Source organism: Archangium violaceum (assembly GCF_016859125.1).
In the GTDB taxonomy this organism is placed as follows: domain Bacteria; phylum Myxococcota; class Myxococcia; order Myxococcales; family Myxococcaceae; genus Archangium; species Archangium violaceum_A.
The window spans coordinates 1,713,428-1,729,836 of the sequence record NZ_CP069338.1 but is presented as its reverse complement, the minus strand read 5'-3'; the positions used below and the strand labels follow the sequence as shown (position 1 = coordinate 1,729,836).

Here is a 16,409-nt window from a genome sequence, read left to right as displayed (position 1 = left end):
AGAGGACGTGGATGACGCGCGAGTGCATGACCGGTTCCTCTGGCCCTCGATGACCGAGGGACACTGCCCTGAATCATCGCACGCCGGGAGAACTCGTCGCCGATTACGTCTGCTGCGAGTCCCGGGGCCAGCCTCGATGGGTGGTCCATGCCGAGCTGCCGCAGGACACGGCCGTTGTCGCGGCGGGCTTGTAGGCTCTGGACCCGTCCTGTTAAGTTGACCAGCGCATGCGAACCTCCAAGATAACCAGGTACGGCCTGCTCTTCGTTTTCGTTGCGTCCATGGCACTGGCCAGGGACTCGGACGACAAGATCATGATTCGGACCCTCAAGGTCTCGGAGCACCCGGGTCAGGAGGCGCACGGCATCTACGTTGCCGGGCAGGTGGTGACGGCCCTCCGCTTCGAGAAGGAGGTCGATCCGGCGAAGACGAAGCTCCTGGCCTGGGAGGGGCGTTTCGAGCCCCCGCTCGTGGGAGGTAGGACGGTGGTTCTGGAGCCGATTCGCGATCTCGACGGCGATGAGGCGGTGCCCCTGCTCGTGACGCTCGTTGACGGAACCGAGTTCGCGTTCCTCGTGAAGCGTCCGAGTCGCGAGGATTGGGGGTGGATCGACCATCAGGTCAACGTGTTCAAGGACCCCGACAGCTACAACGCGGTGCTCTCGTCCCTCTACGACTCGCTCAAGAGAGAGCGCGAACTGAGCGAGGAGAACGAGCGGTTCAAGAAGGAAGAGAACTCAATCGACCACGCCTACGCGACGCTTCTCGCGAACGGGCAGGTAAAGAAGACGCCGTTTCGTCGCAAGAGGTACTGGCGCTCGAAAAACGAGGACATGGACATGAAGGTTGAGCTTTTCGAGGGCCCCGGGAAGGCGGCGGTCGTGATTCACCTGAAGAACACCTACTACGGCGGGCCCTGGAAATTCGATGGCGCCTACCTGACCCGCGACTTCACCAGCTACACGGCTCGCCCCTTCGCGCTTCGCATGGATCGACCCGAGATCGTTCCCGGTCAGTCGGGAAAGATCTCGGTCGTCGTGGACAAGAGCGCCTTCCAGACGGACGGGGGGCAACTCGCCGATCTGGCCCTCCAGATCTTTCGTGGGGATGGTCTCCTTCAGGTGGCCGTGACGATGGATCACACGCTGATTCGGCAGTAGGAGTGTCGCTCATGCTCCCGATCAAAGCCCTGCTGCTCAGCTCTATCGTCCTGCTCACGATGGCTTCCGGCTGCACCACGACTGGGGGGGTGGCGCTGCGCCCGGATGGCACTCCAGGTCCACAGGAATGCCCCGAGGAAGCCAAGACGGTGATGCGAGCACTGAAGCTGCGCGTCGGGGATTCCGCCTGGGTGGACCTCGATGCAAACCAGCTCGACGCGAGGCAGATCACGCTCTACGACGGGCCGATTGAGAGCATCCTGTCGGAGAACCTCGGCACGCTCGAATCAACGACTCGCTTGTACGGACAGGTCTGGACGAGCGGCGCTCAGGTCGTGATCCGGTACTACGAGGTCCATCCACCAGACAGCGAAAAGTTCCCTATCTGCGCAGTGGCCCGGCTCAGCCGGGATCAAATGCGGAAGCGGCCCGAGTCAAAGCCCGGAATGGCCATCCTCGACGGTTCCACCGCAGCGGCCTACATCGTCGATGCTTTTCGCTAACCGCGTTCTTATCTCCCCAGCCGGTAGAGGCTACATCGTCAGTTGTCCTTGCTGCGCCGGATGGGATGGGCGAGGGCTAACAGCTCGAGCGCATCCGGCACGCCGCGCAACTCAAGCATGGCCTTCTCCAGGAGGAGGGTGAAGCGCGGAACGAGTCTTTCGACACCTCCGGAGTGGTCTTGAGGGGGAACACCTTCGAACAGACCGCAGAGGGCTCCTGGTCCTCCTTGACTTGACGGGTCCAATCCGCTCCCCTGTGAGTCTGCACGGAGGAGCCTCACCATGGCGGACGAGAAGCGCGGGAAGGGCGGCGGACTGGGGCCCATCGAACTGGGCAGGTGCTACGAGGTGGATTCCCGCCTGGGGCGCCTCCACGAAGCGCGGAACGTGGCCACGGGCACTCCGGCCCTGACGCTCATTCCGAGGAATGACGTGGAGTGGCAACCCGCGGGGGCCTGCCGGATGCGTCTCCTCTACGAGCCGGAGCGGGACTCGGTGACGGTGGACGTGGAGCAGGCGCCCGCCTCGGTGCGCACGTCGGAACTGACCAACCTCCTGGTCATGATGACGGCCGCGTTCAAGCGCGTGGAGGATGATGACGAGGTAGACGCCCACCTCGCCAGCGGGCCTGTGCTGCGCCTGGGGCCCAGGGACTCGCGCGTGCGCCGGAGCGGGCCTTCCAGGACGTGGCTCACCGGCGCCGGGGTCGCCGTGCTCGCGGTGGGCCTCGGTGTCTGCTCTTCGTTACTCTGGCCTCGCGAGCCCGAGCTCCTGCGGACGGATGAGGCACCCGGCGAGTCTCCGATCTTCGCGGATGGACAGGACCTCTCCCTGGCGGTCATTGCCTATCCGATGCCGGAGACGCCTTTCAAGGAACAGCGCAAGCCGCCGTGTCTCGAAGGGACGGAGACGGAAATCCGGGGGGGCTGCTGGATCCAACACAAGCGGGATGCGCCCTGTCCGCGAAACACGGCCGAGTACCAGGGCAAGTGCTTCATCCCCGTGAAGAAGCCGGAGCCCTTGCCGCGCTCCGTGATGCCCTGAGCTCCAAGGGGGCAGGGCGTGACAGCACGGGCGGCACGAAGACAGGACGTGGTGTTGGACGACTCGTAGGGAGTGAGGTGTCGGCACGAGTTCAACGAGTTCTTTGACATCTTCCCGGGGATACAGAGGGACGGCAGGGAGAGCCTGTGGGCACCTGCTGTTTGAGCTCACCACCACGCCCGTTTCGCTGGCCCTGCGCCGGGGTTGGCTTTGCAAGGCCGCCAGGGCAGTCCCAGGTACCCCAGAATGGCGCGCCCTCCAGGGGGAGCGGGGTCTCGGTAATGGGTGATGGTGAGCTGGCGAAGATGCCTTCTCCTCCATTGGGTGCTCTGGTAAACCCCTTCCCGGGCGTGCTAGGTGGCCATGTCCTTTGTGACTCCAACCCTGGTGTGTGTATGATGCGGATGTTGGTTGCTTGTCTTGTTTGTTTTGTCTCTCTTCCTGCTCAGGCGCAATTTGAAAGGAGGCTGGCTAGCACATCGAAGCCGGCAGTTGTTCAATATTCTTGTGAAAGACTATCCGATGCGGCCATGCGGTGCTCGTTTACTCTGTTTTATGTTTTTCGCCGAGACGAGGCTTTTGTGCGCACAATTGTTGGGGATGTTCTTTCGATGCCGAAGGAGGAGATTGAAAAGCAATGCGGTAGGGATGCTAGGGAGCGTATAGGAGGCTCGGAAAAATAAATGTTCCACACGGCGTGTTGAGTGTCTGAATTCAGCAAACGGGTGACAGATGAACGTAACGCCATCGATAGAGGCTGTTCAACGCAAATTCGAGGCGCTGCGTGCGGGAATGAACGAGGTGGTTCGTCGGCGCTGGGCGGCTGCGGAGGCCAGGTCCTTGGGAAGGGGAGGCATCAGTTTGGTGGCAAAGGCCACAGGACTGTCCCGGTCGGCAATACGGCGGGGGTTGAAAGAGCTTGAACAGGGGGTGACTCTCGACATCCACCGCGCACGCCGCCATGGTGGAGGCCGGAAGAAAGCGACAGAGAAAGACACAACGTTGCTGTCGGACCTCGAGGTGTTGGTGGAGCCAGCCACGCGCGGCGATCCGATGTCGCCCTTGCGCTGGACTTGCAAGAGCACCGTGAAACTGGCCGCTGAGTTGAGTCATCGAGGCCATGCCATCGATCCCAGCACCGTGGGGAGACTTCTGCGCCAGACGGGCTACAGCCTCCAGAGTAACCGCAAAACGCGTGAGGGCGGCAAGCATCCCGACCGAAACGCACAATTCGAGCACATCAACGCGCTGGTGCGGGCCTTCCACCGGCGCGGAGAGCCTGTCATCTCGGTGGATGCCAAGAAAAAGGAGTTGGTGGGGGACTTCAAGAACGCAGGAAGGGAGTGGCACCCGAAAGCCAAGCCGTCCGAGGTTCGGGTATACGACTTCGTAGATAAGGAGTTGGGTAAAGTCCTGCCGTACGGCGTCTATGACGTGGGCGCCAATGAGGGATGGGTGAGCGTAGGGGTGACACACGACACGCCCGCCTTCGCCACGTCCACCATCCGAACCTGGTGGTTGGAGATGGGCCGAGAGCGCTACGCGCGAGCGAAGGAGTTGCTCATCATCGCAGACAGCGGTGGCAGCAACAGCGCTCGTGCTCGGTTGTGGAAAGTGGAGTTGCAGCACCTGGCGGACGAGATGGGGCTGCGAATCAGCGTCAGCCACCTACCGCCCGGAACGAGCAAGTGGAACAAGATAGAGCATCGGATGTTCTGCCATATCACCCACAACTGGAGAGGGCGTCCCCTGGAGAGTCGAGAGATCGTCGTCAACCTCATCGGGAGCACGACTACCGAAAAGGGCCTACACATTCAGGCAGCACTCGATACGGACGACTACCCTCTTGGCATAAAGGTAACCAACCATGAGATGGAGTCGCTCCGAATAAAAAGGAACAAGTTCCATGGGGAATGGAACTACGTATTCATACCCAACGTGGTTTGAATTTCACGCACAATGGAACATTTATTTTTCCGAGCCTCCATAGAGTCTGGGCCGTCTTCAAGGGAAGCCAAGCAGGCGATGCTTAATGTTGCCGACATGGTTCGAGCGGCGTGCGCATGTTCTGATGAAGTATGTTGGAAGCGGAAGTTGACGCAGGCGATTGAGTATCGCACGAGGACGTGTCGAATAGGGAGTAAGAGCTTTACTGCCACCTTACGAAAGGTCGCCGTAGATCAGTGGAGAGGGATCCGGGATCCGAATAACGACTGTGATTCAGATCTCATGATTACTCTAGAACACGAAGATGGTAAGGCGCACCGTGCTATCATAAGGTTTGCGCGCGGTACTGATTCTAAGTCTCTGTCCTGTGTGGCCGAGGCTTCGTCTCAGGAATTCTCTTGGCTTGCGGGTGATACTTTTGACCTGAGTAAGCTGTGCCTCACCAGTCGATTTGAGTTTGCTTTTGATCTGGGGTTAAGCCCGTTGAAGTAAGTCCTGTCAGGGGGGCGTCGTCTAGGGGATGGTGACGAGGGAGCATCGTCACGAATAAGACGACAGATCCGATGGCCGTGGCTGATTGCCGGGGACAACGACCGTGACGAGGTAGTCCGGGACCTTCACTGGCAGTGTTGTCGCGCCGGCGCGTGGAACCATCTCTACGACCCACACGAGGTTCTCAAGGTCGACGAGCGGTTCGCCCTTGCGCTTTGTGGTGAGGTCGAGGACCAGGAACAACCCAAGGCGATCGTACGCGCGGGTGTAGGTCGCGGCCTGCGCGAGATACTCGTCGCGTAGGTGCGCGTGGGAGAGGTCGCTCTTCTCGCGCTTCACCTCGATCGGAAAAACAATCTCCCCGAAATGAACACTGAGGTCGACGCGCCCTGTCGCCATGTGCGGCTGCCGCCGAACCGCGAACGCGATGTTGCTGTTCAGCAGAAAGAGGTGCAGCGCATTCTCAAGGTCGCCTTCAACGGCATCCTCACCCTTGCCACCAGCGAGCTTGCTCATCAGAAACGGTACAGGGAGCTTTCGCTCTGTCGCCGCGAACAGGTACCTGAGAACGTGCGCGAGCACATTCATAAAATTCGCGAGCGTGTCGGGAGGCAGCTGATTGGCGAGACGCCCAGAAAGCTCCTCGTGCACACGCCGCAAGATGCGCTGCGCCTTTGGATATCCGCCAAGGTACTCGCGAACTTCGGGTAGCGACGCGCGTGCGGGGGCGTTCCCGAGAGTCTCGACGAGAAACTGCGGCAGTGTCCCACGCGACTGATGCTCGATGAGCATGCGTTCGATTTCGTCCGGTCGTTTCGTAGGCATCGCACGCGCGAGGGTCATCAACATCGTCGTGTCAAACCTGCTTGTCCTGCCCGCCTCGATGTCGGCGAAGACGTCGAGAATCCCAGTGAGATACGTGGCAGCCTCCGGCTTCGTCGCCGCGATGTCTCCCATGAGGAGCGTCTGAATCTTTACCTTCGCGTGTTGAAGCCCCGTCCACAACGAGCGCTTCACGTACGACTCCACGTAGTGCTGGTAACCCTGTCGGACGAGCACGCTCATACCGAGCTCAGTGGCACTATCCGAGCCAAACCCCACGTCGGCGAGCCCTTGAAGGAAGACGGCGGCTTCGGCGATTGCGACGAGCCCCGCCGTGCCGTCGAGCGCCGAAGGCAGCGACTCAACCTGTTCAAGCAGTGCGGCGACGCGTTCCACGGCCTCGACGACGACCCACTCGGACTCCAGATCGCCGCATTCTGCCGTGCTACCGTCGTCATCGATGAGCGTACGACGCCACAGCTGGCGCAGGCGATCGGCCGCCTCAGCTAGCGTTGCGCGATCTATAGGCGTCGCGATCAGCGCACGGCACGCGTCAGTTATGACGAGCAGTCGCGTCAAGTCGGGGCGGTCAGGCGCGATACGTTCGACGGTGTCGAGCATGACGGCGGCATCGTCGAGGTAGTCCACTAGCGCCGTACGATCCTTTGACGACAGGCACTGGACAAGGCGAACCGATGCCATCTGCAGGCGCGCTTCTGCGCGCACCAGTGGTTCCTGATGTTGCTCGTATCGGTCGATCGCACGCTCAAGCATTGGATCCGGACGAACAAGGTAGGCGCGCTTGAGGGCACGCACGTGTGCCATCGCGCACCACACATTCGCTTCAAGACGGCGGACCGCGAGTTGCCCCGCAACCAGCATCGAATTGTCGAGGATGTGCGCGAACAGCCCGGTGAGCTGCAGAATCTTCGATCGCAGGAACGTGTTGGCGGTGGCCTCGAGACGGACTATGCGCTGATAGATGTCCGCGCGGTGGTCCTCCGGAAACGTTATCGAGGCGCGGGCAAGAAGGAGCAGCGCACTCGCCTTACCAAAGTCGTCCTCAAGTCGCTCGTAGGCGTCGAAGAGAAACTCCGTCGCTGCCTCCTTGTCCGTGATTTGCGGCGCGAAGTCCCACACAAGTTGGTACACCGATTCCCAAGCTTCGTCCGACAAGCGCGAACGTAGCTCTTTCCAGCCGACCGACTCGTCTGAGTCGAGTAAGGTGCGGTCAATCGCCTTCGGCGTACCGTCTGCGCCCGTCATGAGAACACGAAATCCACATCGTTCTCGATGAACAGCCGCTTGTGCTCCGGCGCGGCATCGCGGATGTCCTGGTACGTCGTAGCGACAATCGCTTGCACCTGTTCGGCGTGGTTCTTCTCGATGAAGCGGAGTAGGTCCACGACTCCTTTGAAGTCTTTCGCGACCATCTCCTCCTTGCCAGGAGAATCGATGAGGAGCAGACCGGGATGTGCTGCCGTTGGGATGTCCTCGGCGGGCGCGACAGCCATAGCGAAGAAGAAGGCGAGCACGAAGCGAACCTTCTCGCCAGACGAGAGCGTCGTGAAATTGATGGACTCGCCGTTCTGGACCATCTGCGGCTTAAGTTGCGCGTCGAGTACCAAGCTCTCGATGTTGCTGATGCCGCACTTGCGCAAGTAATCGAGCACCCGCGCGGCGAAGCGTGCCTTAGTCTGTTCGTTCGCGACGTCGTCGGCGGTCTTGAAGTGGCTGACGAGTGCTTCAAGGACGCGCTGCTTCAGCAAGAGCGCAGTCATCCCGTCTGCCGCAGTCTTATGCGATGACGCGTTCAACGCGTCGTCACGTTCTGCCTCAAGCTTGCCGATGCGCCGCATTTCGTTCTCGATCTGTGTGTCGAACGTGTTGTCCTCGCGCACGGCGCGAAGGCGCATCTGCAGGTGCTGTTTCTGTTGCGCAAGTGCTTCAGCGCTCTGCTGCGCCGCTGTCACGGCTTTCTGCGCCGCTTGCAGTGCGGCCTCGCGGCCCATTAAGGAATCTTCGGCTTCCGCCAGCCGCGTGTGAAGCAGGGCGAGCATTTCCTGATCGGACTTCGAGTTCACGTCCGCCGCGCACAGGAGGCACTGCCCCATGCCGTGACGCGCCTCAGTTCGCGCCTTGGGGATCGTCGCCTCGCACACCGGACAGTGATGCGGCGTTAGCGCCGAGAAGTGATGCTTGCTCGCGATTGCCTCTTTGAGCGCCACCACCGTCGTCTCATCTTCGTCCCGCGCGCGCTCGGCGTCAGCGCGCTCTTGCTGCGCGGCGAGCACTGCGTCGTGCGCAGCGACCAATTCGTCCGTCAGACGTGCAAGGTCACGATCGGCATCAGAGGACGTCGCGTGGACCAGCACCTCAGCGCGTTTGCGCCGCAGTTCATCCACTACCTGCGTCGCAGCCTCCAAGTCGTGCTCAATGTCGGCCAACGTGCGGCCTGCGGGCCTCACGGCTTCCGTACGACGAACGTGTGCTTCCTCCTTGACACCGGCGTTTTTCGTGAGCGCAAGGTGCTTCTCCGCCTCGAAATAGGGTCGCAGGCCGCGTAGGCCGAGGAGCATCCCCACGATTTTCATGTACTGGTTGTTGAAGAACGTATCGGTCACCAACTGCGTGTAACCCGATTCCTGGTCGATGTAGAGACCGTGGAAGTACGCGCCATACGAAGTCTGGATCACTAACAGCCGGTCGCTGTCCTTCCGGGAGTCCTTCTGCGTGCCTGCCAGCGGCTCCAGCCCGAACTGCTCGCTGAAGAACGACTCCAACGTCGCCTCCATCTTCGTGCTGTTCGCGAACTCCAGCTGCTCGGGCGTTACACGGGTTGCGTCCATCGATCCGCGGTCCAAGAAGCCGCGAACACGCTTGCTACGGTCGACGTGAACCGTGTAGGCGATGCCATCGAGGTCGAAGTCGAGATCCACCTCCGAGATCCACTTCTTCATGTCTGGCTTCAACTTGTTCGAGCCGGTCAGGCAGAACTGGATCAGATGGAGGAGCGTCGTCTTTCCTTTTAAGTTGCCTGCGCGGATGACGTTCACGCCTGGGTGAAAGCGAACATCACCACGACGCTCGCCATTGAAGCGAAGCCGACGAAGCGTCAGCTGCACGCGCTTCGGCGGCCGCACCTTCGTAGAGAGATCGACTTCCGCCAGTACGCTGCGGATTGCTTCCTCAGCCACACCGTCGAGTCGCTCGGCAAGTGCTGCGACGAGCTTGTCGGATGCCGGTTTCACAGGTCCTCCCCCATCACGGTGCGAAAACGCGGAGCAACGAGATCGCCATGCGATGGGATCACCCTTCCGAGCTTGGTGCCCTGGATCCGCTCAAGGACATCGTACAAGTAGTCCTTCAATGCGGTTCCTCTGACGTCGCCCAAGAAAGAACGGATGATCTCGCACTTGTCGCGGTAGTAGCCCAACTCTGGCCATTCCTTGTAGAGCTTCTGCACCAGCGCGGCGCCCTTCTTCGTGACGTAGTACACTAAGCCGCCGCCCTGACCGCTCCTTGGCCGGACCCGAACGAAGTCGTAGCACGCGAGGAACGTCAGAATGTCGTCAAGGCGCTCCCATGGGCCGAAGCGAAACTTCTGCATGCCCATCGTTCGCAGCTTCGGCTCGCGGTCGATGACGAGCCGACGAACAAGCGCCGCGATCTCGTTGCGTCGAGACAAATAGTCCGGCTGACTCTCGAACCGGTCGAGCAGTACGTACGCTAGATCTGCGGGGCACCGTACGAGGTAGTCGACCTTTTGCAGATACACCTCCGTTTCGAGCATGCAGTGATCGTCCGGATCCGGCGCCGGTGCACCGAGCTCGAAGAGAATCACCAGGATCCGCGCGGCATCCTGCTCCTTCACCCGACGCTTGCCGATTGCATTCGTCAGATCCATCAGCCCCCCGCGCCGCCCTTCAGGCGTCTGATTGACTCCATAGGTCGACTCCCGACGAGGCCTTCACAACAGGGAAAGCGACAATGCTCACCGCCAGACCGGAAGCGGTCGCGCCTCTACAGCACGAACCGGGCCTGAGTATAGACGGATAGGGCTCTGTTGAGGATGGTGGGCAGGTATAGAGGGGTCGATGAGAGCCGCGGACGGGTGCTGCAGGGGCTGCGCACCGGGCCGGCGGAGAGGCCGTGCAACCCCTTTGAGCATACGCGGACGCAGGCCGCGCTCCTTGCTCGGGTAGGGCAGGGAGTTTGGGCCGATGGGCAACTGCTGCTTGGGTTTCAACACCACGCGAGCTGCGGTGGCCCCTGCGCCGGGGACAGCTAAGCAGGCCGCGTGGGCAGTTGCAGGTGCTCCAAAATGGCGCGCACTCCACCCCACTGGGTGTCAACGCTCCAGCGCCAGCGCGCCACGCGCTCCGTAGCGGCACAGCCGTTCCAGCCCCTACCTGTCATTGGCGTGCAGGTGCGTGTTTGTGTGCAGGGAGAAGCCCTCCAGCAAGGCGCACCGGGTCTGCTTTCGGGAAGGGGGCCTCACTCCCACTCCCGTCCAACGCAGTCGCTGCTGTAGTGATTGCGCTTGGTACGCCCTACTGCGCATCTTCGGGCCCTTGCGCGGGCAGGGCTCCTCTTTTCCATCTCCTGACGGAGCCTCCAGCCCACGAGCTTCTGGAGGCTCCGTTGCCGGGGAGGGCAGGGCGGGTGCTTCGGCTCAGTAGGCCTTGGAGAAGACGATGCGGCCCGGAGAAGGCTCGCCCGTCACCACGCACTTGCCGGGCTCCTGCGGCAGCGCGAACGGCCGGTTGCGCGTGGTGAGGCCCGTCTCCTCCTTGATGCGCGCCTCCACCTTCGGGTCCCCGTTCCAGTGCGCCAGGAGGAAGCCCGCGTCCGCCTTCTCCTTCATCTCGTCGTAGCTGTTCACCTCGAAGGTGTTCGCGTCCCGGAACGTCTTCGCCTTCTCGAACAGGTCCTTCTGCATCTGCTCGAGCATCTCCTGGGCCCGCGCCACCGCCTGGTCCAGCTGGATGAACTCCTTCTGGCGCGCGTCGCGGCGCACCATCACGCACGAGCCCTTCGCCAGATCCTTGGGACCCAGCTCCACCCGGAGGCAGGTGCCAATGAGCTCGTGCTCGCTGTACTTCCAGCCCGGGCTCTTGGTGTCGTCGTCGTCCACTACCACGCTCAGGCCGGCCTTCTTCAGGTCCGCGGCGAGCGCGTGCGACTTCTCCATCACCTGCGTCTTCTCCGCGTCCGTCGCCTTGCCGGCGATGGGGATGATGACCACGTGCGTGGGCGCCAGCCGCGGCGGGACAATCAGGCCCGCGTCATCCGAGTGCGTCATGATGAGACCGCCGATGAGGCGCGTCGACACGCCCCACGACGTCTGCCACACGTGGTGCTGCTTGCCGTCTCGGCCCTGGAAGGTCGTGTCGAAGGCCTTGGCGAAGTTCTGCCCCAGGTTGTGGCTGGTGCCCGCCTGCAGCGCCTTCTTGTCCTGCATCATCGCCTCGATGCTGTAGGTGCGCAGCGCGCCGGCGAACTTCTCCGACTCCGACTTGCGCCCCGTCATCACCGGCATCGCCATGTAGTCCTCGGCGAACTTCCGGTAGACCTCCAGCATCTGCAGCGTCTCCTTCTCCGCGTCCTCCTCGGTCTCGTGGCAGGTGTGACCCTCCTGCCAGAGGAACTCGGTGGTGCGCAGGAACAGGCGCGTGCGCATCTCCCAGCGCATCACGTTCGCCCACTGGTTGATGAGCAGCGGCAGATCCCGGTAGCTCTGGATCCACTTGGCGAAGCTGCGGTTGATGATCGTCTCCGAGGTGGGCCGGATGACGTAGGGCTCCTCCAGCTTGCCGCCGCCCGCGTGCGTCACCACCGCGAGCTGGGGGTTGAAGCCCTCGACGTGCTCGGCCTCCTTCTTCAGGTAGCTCTCGGGGATGAGCAGCGGGAAGTAGGCGTTCTTGTGGCCCAGGTCCTTGAACATCTTGTCCAGGACGCGCTGCATGTTCTCCCAGATGGCATAGCCATTGGGCCGGATGACCATGCAGCCCTTCACGTCCGAGTAGTCGGCGAGCTTCGCCTTCTGGACCAGGTCCACGTACCACTCGGAAAAGCCCTTCTCGCGCGGTGCCAGCTTCTCGGCCATCTGCTTGAAACCCTTCGAAAATGAGTGAGGGCTGTTGCCTACGCCAGCCCCTGCCCAGAATCAATGGTTGCGGGCTACTCGCACCGCTGGGCCTCGTGCCGGCAGTCATGGCCGGAACGGTCCAGCTCCAGCTGGTAGAGGGACTGGAGGGCCTCGTTTTCCAGGGACACCCCCACCCGGCGGGGGCCCGTCCCCGGCTCGTTGAGGAGGATGTCCACCGTCTGGAGGTTGCGCTGGGGCACCGGGTCCGCCGGGGCCGCCACCACCTCCCGCTGGCTGAAGCGCTTCCAGCTCGGGGGGCTGCCGCCCGCCGCGCTCACCGTGGCGAAGCCCTCGGCGCAGTCGGCCGTCCCCCCCACGAAGCTCGCCTGGTAGACGCGGGCGCTGTGGCCCCCCGAGGCTGCGCACATGCCCCCGGACGCCCCGGCCTCGAAGCTGTTCCACACCACGCACCCGTTGACGATGGCCGTCCCGCTGCCCGTCTGCTCGCGGGACGCGCCGTACCTCACGTACCAGCCCGCCTCCAGCGCCCCGGCCTCCTTCGCCCCCGCCGTCACGTCCCCGTCGGCGTTGAACTGGGACACGTCCACGAGCTCGTCCTCCGTCAGCAGGGCCTTGTCGTACTTCGTGGCCTCGGCGTCGGTGCCGAAGGTGCGAGCCTTCTTCACCCCGTAGCTCCAGAAGCCATAGAAGCGGTGGGGGCTGGTGGCCGGCGGCGGCTTCGTCGCGGCGACGGGAATCCAGTCATCCTTCGACACCCGGCAGCCCCACGAGGTGCCGGTGCCGTCGCAGGTGTACTCCAGCTTGCCTGAAGTGCTCGCCGAGCAGCCGTTCTCCGCGCCGTAGTTCCAGGCGAGCGACACCTTCGTCGAGCCACAGGTCGCACCAGCCCTCCCCGCCGAGGTGGGGGGAGTGGGGGTGTACGTGTAGTTGGCGTAGGTGGTGGTGGCGCTCCAGGCCGCCGAGCCCCCGCGCTCCACGGTGACGGTCTGGCTCGCCCGGCAGCCGAGCTGCGCGCACCCCAGCGGATTGGAGAGCCGGCACGTCGTCCCGCCGCTCTCCGCGAGGTTGTAGCGGTCTCCCGTCCCCACGAAGGTGCGCAGGTAGCCCGTGTCCGCCTGCACCGTGTTGGAGGTCATGTAGCTGAAGGAGGGCCGCACGGCGTCCGCGTCCGAGGCCTTCACCTGGAAGGCGCGGGCCGCGAACCAGTTCTCCACCCGCCCCTCGGCCGAGCGCACGCCTGGCTGCCAGAAGCGCACCGTCCACACCTGACCGCCGTAGTCCGCCACCGTCGCGGTGTCGAAGAGCAGGTCCCCGTCCGGCTTCGAGCTCAGCTCGCCGCCGATGTCCATCATCGCCACGCTGGCGGCGAAGGGGTGGCGCAGGTTCTCGGAGCGCTCGGTGCCGTCGCCGTGGAAGAAGCTCCACAGCGTCTCGCCCGTCTTGAGGTCCACCATGGCCAGGCCCCGGCCCCGGCTGAGCGAGCGGTCGAAGCCCCCGTTCAAGAAGACCACCCACTCCTCACGGGCCGGCGTGCCGTCCACGCGCCACGGGCCGTCGGGGTCCGCCATCGCCACCGGGCCGATGGGCGGAGGCCGGGGGGCGAAGTGGCCATCGCTTTCGCCCAGTTGCAGCGCGAGCGTGTCGCACGGCTGCGGCCACATCCACAGGAAGTCCCCCTTCTGGTTGGGCGCGCGGCCCGGCTGACTGGCTCCCGGGCTCTTCAGCAGCTCCGTCAGGTCCAGCGCGAAGCGGTGCACCCCGCCCGTGCCCGAGCCCACGACGGCCACGGTGCGGAACTCACTGGCCTGTTTCTTCCCGTCGGCCACCGCGTCCCGGTCGGTGCCCACGCCGTCCAGCCAGGCCTCGCGCACCATGGGCGTGCCGTCCACGAACCAGCCGTGCTTGCCCAGCTTGGGCAGCAGCTTGGGCAGCATGTCCGGTGGGACGAAGGCCCAGAGCTCCTCGCCCGTGCCCTCGTCGTGCCGCGGCAGGCCGGTGAGCGGGTCCTTCCCGGTGCGGCTCCCGTTGTGGAAGGCGTGCAGCATGCCGCCGTTGGAGCCCACCAGCACCACCCGGTCGCGATCCTGGTGCAGCTTCACGTATTCGTCATAGGCCCCGTGCGTGCGGCCCGAGCCCGAGCCCGGGCCCGTGTCCGTGTCCGTGTACGCCGCCTGCTCCGTGCGGCCGGTGTGGAGCGTCTGCAGGCACTGCTGCGAGAAACCACAATAGTCCCGGGGCATGGGCGGCTCCACGCTCTGTGGCGCCGAGTGGAAGATGTCGTGCAGCAGGAAGGGCCGGTCGAAGTCGCGCCGGGTCCTGTCCTCGTTCAGCACGTCCGCGCCCCGGTAGTAGCGGATGACGGCCCGCGCGCAGGCGTCCGGGCCCAGCGTCTCGCCGGCCACCGTGCAGCCGCCCTCGCCGATGCCCAGGTAGCCGCGCAGCGCCGGGGCGTTGTCCTCGGTGAAGGCCACCGGCGTGTCATTCGAGTCGATGCGCCCGTCCGGCACGCCCGTGGGGCCTCCGTTGTCCACGATGGTGTAGATGGCGCGCGTCCTCCACCGCTGGGTGGGCGCCGCCGAGGCCTTGAGCTTCTGGCCCGCCTCCCAGAAGGGCCTGGCCGGTTGCAGCCGGTCCTTCAGCTTCACGAAGTCCCCCAGCTCGTTCTCCACGACGGCATCGTCGTCCGCGTCGATGAGGTGGGCGTCCTCGCAGTCCTTGTCCCCGTTGAGGTCCCACGGGTCATCGCCCGCGCTGGCCCGTGATGGCGTGCAGCCGAGCAGCAGCTCCGAGGTGAGCTTGTAGCGGTACAGGTACCCGCGCCATGGCTCGTCGTGGTCCCGGCCCGGACGCAGGCGGGGCACCAGCGTGCCCGTCGTGCCCCCGAGCTGCCCGGACATGGACGCCGCCGAGAAGGACGTGGAGCGCCGGTTCACGTTGGCGATGATCTCCTCCAGGGCCTGCTTCAGCCCCGCGCCGTCATTGGCCTGGTGGTAGAGCCCGCCTCCCACGCGCGCGGCGTTCTTGAGGATGTTGGCGTTCACCCCGAAGCCGATGGCGTGGATGGTGAGGCTCTGCCGGCCCTTCGTGTCGAAGTCGCCCACCACCTCGGGGCTCGCGCGCTGCAGGTCCTGCGTGGCGAGCAGCTTCGCCACGTCATCCAGCTTGTGCTGCGCGTCCTCCACGCACGGCTCCGAGGCGGGGCACTCCACCGCGCCCCCGTTGAGGGCCTCGAGGGTGCCGGCCGGGACGTGGTCGTCGGCGCTCGGCTCGCCGTCCGTGACGATGACGATGGAGGTGGACTGGCAGCCCCAGCACCAGCTGCGCTCCGGCCGCGTGAGGAGCGTGTTCTGGAAGCCGCTCTTGAGGTAGCTGCCGTCGAAGCCGAACACGTCCGTGTAGAGCGCGTTGCTGGAGGAGAAGTACTGCCCGAGGTTGAGGAGCGACTCGGCCAGCGGGGTGGCGGCCTTGAAGCGCAGCCCGTCCACGGCCGCCAGGTAGTTGGCGCGCACGGTGTCGAAGGCCCGCGGGTCCGCGCCGAGTTGGTCGCACGCGGGGCCCTGCGGCATGGCCATGAGCGCGCCGTGCACCGAGTTGTCCGCGTCGAAGTAGCTGAGGCCCACGCGCACCCGGCGCATGTCCTTGATGATGGACTTGAGGACCGCCTTCGCCGTCACGTACTTGGGCGGGTTGAAGTTGAGGAGCCGGCCCGAGAAGGCGAAGGTGAGCTTGCGCGGGTCCGTGCCCGGCCGCGCGCCCGTGGCTCCGGGCCGCTTGTAGAAGCCCTTCGTCCGCAGACACGAGAGACAGGCGTCGTAGAGCGCCCGCGTCGGATCCGCGCTCGCCGGGTGCTGGAAGGCGCAGACCTCCTCCTTCGTGTTCCATTGGGAGGCCGGTGCGTTGGAGTCCTCCCAGAACATGTACCCGTAGAACTTGTCGTTCTGGAACAGGGTGGGGTGGTCCGCGTCGGGCACCGGGTAGTTCACGGCCGGGTTCCACCCGTTGGCCGCCTGCATCGCGAGCAGGTCCGGCTGGGAGCACCCGTCACCCGAGGCGAAGAAGGCCTCGTGGTTGCCTTCCCGCACCTGGGGCAGCTCGCGCATGGACGCCGAGGTGTCGATGAGGAAGTGGACGTTGGGCGGCGTGCCCTCGCTCATGAAGAAGCGCTCGTCGCCGGTGAGGTCCTCGCCGCGCAGGGCCTCGGCGGCCAGCGAGGTGGTGAGCTGACAACAGGCGGCCTTCGCCTCGGGCCCTTCCGCGTGGGTGCGGGCGGAGGTGAGCAGGAGCGCGGTGGCACACAGGCGGGGGAGATGGCTCCAGGGGTTCATGGGG

9 protein-coding genes are annotated in these 16,409 nt (G+C 64.2%); 4 read left to right on the top strand and 5 right to left on the bottom strand.

Annotation, left to right across the window (positions count from 1 at the left end; genetic code table 11):
* The first annotated feature begins 227 nt into the window (after positions 1 to 227).
* From JQX13_RS07290 to JQX13_RS07275, 4 genes are all read left to right on the top strand, one after another.
* A complete protein-coding gene (locus tag JQX13_RS07290; RefSeq protein ID WP_203408327.1) occupies positions 228 to 1,160 on the top strand; it encodes a DUF2381 family protein in 933 nt (310 codons plus the stop codon).
* 11 nt (positions 1,161 to 1,171) lie between these two features.
* On the top strand, positions 1,172 to 1,663 hold the full coding sequence (locus JQX13_RS07285; protein WP_203408326.1) for a serine/threonine protein kinase: 492 nt from the start codon (positions 1,172 to 1,174) through the stop codon (positions 1,661 to 1,663).
* Positions 1,664 to 1,945: 282 nt separating this feature from the next.
* A complete protein-coding gene (locus JQX13_RS07280) occupies positions 1,946 to 2,707 on the top strand; it encodes a hypothetical protein (RefSeq protein WP_203408325.1) in 762 nt (253 codons plus the stop codon).
* A 732-nt stretch (positions 2,708 to 3,439) separates the two neighbouring features.
* A complete protein-coding gene (locus JQX13_RS07275; RefSeq protein ID WP_203405739.1) occupies positions 3,440 to 4,654 on the top strand; it encodes an ISAzo13 family transposase in 1,215 nt (404 codons plus the stop codon).
* Between the two features lie 540 nt (positions 4,655 to 5,194).
* Here the strand turns inward: JQX13_RS07275 and JQX13_RS07270 are convergent.
* The 5 genes from JQX13_RS07270 to JQX13_RS07250 all read right to left on the bottom strand — a co-directional run bounded on the left by JQX13_RS07270 (position 5,195) and on the right by JQX13_RS07250 (position 16,405).
* On the bottom strand, positions 5,195 to 7,234 hold the full coding sequence (locus JQX13_RS07270) for a hypothetical protein (RefSeq protein WP_203408324.1): 2,040 nt from the start codon (positions 7,232 to 7,234) through the stop codon (positions 5,195 to 5,197).
* Positions 7,231 to 9,219 (bottom strand): ATP-binding protein, encoded by a 1,989-nt coding sequence (locus JQX13_RS07265; protein ID WP_203408323.1) that lies wholly within the window; start codon positions 9,217 to 9,219, stop codon positions 7,231 to 7,233. The genes JQX13_RS07270 and JQX13_RS07265 overlap by 4 nt, the downstream gene beginning before the upstream one ends.
* A complete protein-coding gene (locus tag JQX13_RS07260) occupies positions 9,216 to 9,875 on the bottom strand; it encodes a hypothetical protein (RefSeq protein WP_203408322.1) in 660 nt (219 codons plus the stop codon). Before JQX13_RS07260 ends, JQX13_RS07265 begins: the two co-directional genes overlap by 4 nt.
* A gap of 768 nt (positions 9,876 to 10,643) precedes the next feature.
* Positions 10,644 to 12,077 carry a proline--tRNA ligase gene (proS, locus tag JQX13_RS07255; RefSeq protein WP_203408321.1) on the bottom strand — a complete coding sequence of 478 codons (1,434 nt, stop codon included), beginning with the start codon at positions 12,075 to 12,077 and terminating at the stop codon, positions 10,644 to 10,646.
* A gap of 74 nt (positions 12,078 to 12,151) precedes the next feature.
* Positions 12,152 to 16,405 (bottom strand): pilus assembly protein PilY, encoded by a 4,254-nt coding sequence (locus JQX13_RS07250; RefSeq protein WP_203408320.1) that lies wholly within the window; start codon positions 16,403 to 16,405, stop codon positions 12,152 to 12,154.
* Positions 16,406 to 16,409: the final 4 nt, after the last annotated feature.

What these genes read in the sequence shown, in the direction of transcription:
- JQX13_RS07290 (WP_203408327.1), top strand. Translation starts at nt 228, where the DNA reads ATGCGAACCTCCAAGATAACCAGGTACGGCCTGCTCTTCGTTTTCGTT.
- proS (WP_203408321.1), bottom strand. Translation starts at nt 12,077, where the DNA reads ATGGCCGAGAAGCTGGCACCGCGCGAGAAGGGCTTTTCCGAGTGGTAC.
- JQX13_RS07275 (WP_203405739.1), top strand. Translation starts at nt 3,440, where the DNA reads ATGAACGTAACGCCATCGATAGAGGCTGTTCAACGCAAATTCGAGGCG.
- JQX13_RS07285 (WP_203408326.1), top strand. Translation starts at nt 1,172, where the DNA reads ATGCTCCCGATCAAAGCCCTGCTGCTCAGCTCTATCGTCCTGCTCACG.
- JQX13_RS07260 (WP_203408322.1), bottom strand. Translation starts at nt 9,875, where the DNA reads ATGGATCTGACGAATGCAATCGGCAAGCGTCGGGTGAAGGAGCAGGAT.
- JQX13_RS07280 (WP_203408325.1), top strand. Translation starts at nt 1,946, where the DNA reads ATGGCGGACGAGAAGCGCGGGAAGGGCGGCGGACTGGGGCCCATCGAA.
- JQX13_RS07250 (WP_203408320.1), bottom strand. Translation starts at nt 16,405, where the DNA reads ATGAACCCCTGGAGCCATCTCCCCCGCCTGTGTGCCACCGCGCTCCTG.
- JQX13_RS07270 (WP_203408324.1), bottom strand. Translation starts at nt 7,234, where the DNA reads ATGACGGGCGCAGACGGTACGCCGAAGGCGATTGACCGCACCTTACTC.